The sequence below is a fragment of the Halomonas sp. 707B3 genome (assembly GCF_024158645.1).
GTDB classification, from domain to species: Bacteria; Pseudomonadota; Gammaproteobacteria; order Pseudomonadales; family Halomonadaceae; genus Vreelandella; species Vreelandella lionensis.
Genome location: NZ_JAMZBE010000246.1, coordinates 1 through 2,758, shown reverse-complemented (window position 1 = coordinate 2,758; position 2,758 = coordinate 1). Strand labels below are relative to the sequence as shown.

Here is a 2,758-nt window from a genome sequence, read left to right as displayed (position 1 = left end):
TCCCAATATCGTGCGTATGGCGGGGGCACGCACGCTGCGTGCGCGCTTGCTCTGGTCGACGTTATTAGGCGCCGTGCTGCTGGCCACCACGGACCTCTTACTGCAGCGCTTTTCCGGCATGGTGGCGACGCTGATTCCCACCGGGGCCGTGACGGGCGCCTTAGGCGCACCGCTGCTGATGTGGTTAATTCCGCGCCTTAAACTGCAGGGCGACCGTCCTCCCCAGTCCTCCGGCGTGGTGATCACGCGCCACGCCGCGCCCCATCGGTTAGCGATAGGGCTACTGCTAGCGCTGGTGGCAGCCATGGTGGTGGGGCATTTGGTGGGGCAAGGGGCCAACGGCTGGAGCATCATCGCCCCGACGAACTGGGGCGTGATCGAGTGGCGCTTTCCGCGCGTGATGGCGGCGGCGGCCAGCGGTTTGATGCTGGCCATAGCGGGCACTATTCTGCAGCGCCTTTCGGCTAACCCCATGGCGAGCCCTGAAGTGCTGGGTATCAGCGGTGGCTGTGCCATTGCGCTGATTTTAGGGATCTACCTGCTCCCCGCCCCCAGCAATGCCTTGTTGGTGGCGATAGGAACGCTGGGGGCGTTGGCGACGCTGCTTGTGCTGGTAGCGCTCAACCGTAAGAGTGGCTTTGTGCCTGAGCGTTTACTGCTCAGCGGCGTAGCGATTAGCGCGCTGTTCGATGCGGTGCGCAGCGTGCTGCTGGCGGGCGGTGACCCGCGCGGCCAGCAGGTTATTGCGTGGCTGGCAGGCTCTACTTATTACGTGGATGTAGGCAGCGCGCTGCTCGTGGGGGGAATCGCAGCGGTACTGGCGCTGATATCGCTGCCATTCACTCGCTGGCTAGATATCATGCCGCTGGGTGCCGCCACAGCGCGTTCGCTGGGCATTGGTCTGAACCGTGCGCGCCTAGCGCTACTGCTGCTGGTCGCTGTGCTCACCGCCTGCGCCACGCTAGTGGTGGGGCCGCTCTCCTTCATTGGCTTGTTGGCCCCGCATATGGCTCGGCTAATGGGCTTCTCCCGCGCCCGCCAGCACTTAGTAGGCGCTGCCTTGATTGGTATGCTGTTGATGGTGCTGGCCGACTGGGTAGGCCGTCAAATCATGTTCCCTTATGAGATTCCCGCAGGCTTAGTGGCCTCGCTGATCGGTGGGGCCTACTTTATGTGGGGGCTACGGCGCTTATAAGCTTTGCTAATGCACCATTAGCAAGATGATTTTTTGTTATGCCGACTTGCCCTTACTCTAGCGCCTTCTTAACTCAAGCATAAGGCGAGCGGCGATGTTGGAAAGCTACCTAACGGGCTTAGTGGTGTGCGGCGGCATTATCATGGCGATTGGGGCGCAGAACGCCTATGTGCTGGGGCTGGCCGTTCGCCGCGAGTATCACTGGTGGTCGGCGGGGCTGTGTATGAGCGCGGACATCATTCTGCTCACAGCGGGTATGTTTGGTGCCAGCGCGTTTTTGCTCACCATGCCCAATGCCATGGAAGCCATGCGCTGGGTAGGCGTGCTGTTTTTGAGCTGGCTGGCCGCACAAGCACTATGGCGCGCTGCCAGCGGCCGCGAAGGTTTAAAAGCCAACAGTGCCAAAGCGCGCAGCTTACGCGGCGTGTTATTGGCTACGTTGGCGGTGACGGTGCTCAACCCGCAAGTCTACCTCGATACGCTGCTGTTAATTCCCGCCATTGGTGCCCAGCAGGAGAGCGCCGGTGTGTTCGTCGCCGGGGCGTCAACGGCGTCGATTCTCTGGTTTAGCTTGCTGGCCTGGGGCGGCGCGGCGCTGTCACCCTGGCTTTCTCGCCCCGGCGCTTGGCGCACCATCGATGGACTGATTGGCCTGATGATGGCCGCCATCGCGGTGCATCTCGCGCTCGGCTCGGCGCTTTTGTAAGGGACGAATCGCCCGGTTAAGCCTGATCGAAGTAGCGCTTGATGATATGTAATACCTGTTCAATATCGCTGTCGTTGATATCGCGATGCACTACCATGCGCGTCGCGTAGAGCAGCTCTATCAGCACGCCGTGCTCTTTAAGCCAAGCGGCCAGCGGCGCGATATGCGCTTTGTCGATCTGCACAAAGACCATATTGGTGTCCTGTGAGGTCACCTCGATGGCGGGAAAGGCGGCCAAGCCTTCTGCCAAGCTGGCCGCACGGCGGTGATCGTGTGCCAAATCCGCTACGTGATGATCCAGCGCGTGCTGGCAGGCGGCGGCAATAATACCTGCCTGGCGCATTCCGCCTCCCACTACTTTACGCCAGCGCCGGGCGCGGTCGATCAATGCCTGAGAGCCCACTAGTGCCGAGCCCATCGGCGTGCCTAACCCTTTTGAAAAGCATAGTGAAACGCTGTCGAAGGGCTGACAGAGCTGTTTTAGTGAGGTGTCCGTTGCGACAGCGGCATTGAAGAGCCGGGCGCCGTCCAAGTGAGTGGCTAACCCGTGTGCGCGTGCAAGCTCGGTGGCCTGCTGAACGTATTCGGTCGGCAGTACCTTGCCGCCAATGGTGTTTTCCAGCGCCAATAGCCGGGTACGAGCAAAGTGAAAATCGTCGGCTTTCACGGCAGCGGCGATTTTTTCTAACGGCAGGCTGCCATCTGGGGCGTTTTCAATCGGCTGCGGCTGAATGCTGCCCAATACGGCGGCACCGCCCCCTTCATAGCGATAGGTGTGGGCGCTCTGGCCCACGATATATTCATCGCCTCGCTCGCAGTGGGCCATTAATCCCACCAGGTTGCTCTGGGTGCCGCTG

General features: G+C 61.1%; 3 protein-coding genes. 2 read left to right on the top strand and 1 reads right to left on the bottom strand.

The genetic code is table 11. The annotated features are described in order from the left end of the window. Together BIS10_RS18190 and BIS10_RS18185 are read left to right on the top strand one after the other, a co-directional pair. On the top strand, positions 1-1,195 hold a 1,195-nt coding region (locus tag BIS10_RS18190; RefSeq protein WP_253507492.1), incomplete at its 5' end, for an iron ABC transporter permease. Positions 1,196-1,289: 94 nt separating this feature from the next. Next, positions 1,290-1,901 carry a LysE/ArgO family amino acid transporter gene (locus BIS10_RS18185; protein WP_253507489.1) on the top strand — a complete coding sequence of 204 codons (612 nt, stop codon included), beginning with the start codon at positions 1,290-1,292 and terminating at the stop codon, positions 1,899-1,901. Between the two features lie 16 nt (positions 1,902-1,917). Here BIS10_RS18185 and ltaE read toward each other — a convergent pair. Beyond that, positions 1,918-2,758, bottom strand: an 841-nt coding sequence (gene ltaE, locus BIS10_RS18180) for a low-specificity L-threonine aldolase (protein WP_253507487.1), incomplete at its 5' end; no start/stop codon positions are given.

What these genes read in the sequence shown, in the direction of transcription:
- BIS10_RS18185 (WP_253507489.1), top strand. Translation starts at nt 1,290, where the DNA reads ATGTTGGAAAGCTACCTAACGGGCTTAGTGGTGTGCGGCGGCATTATC.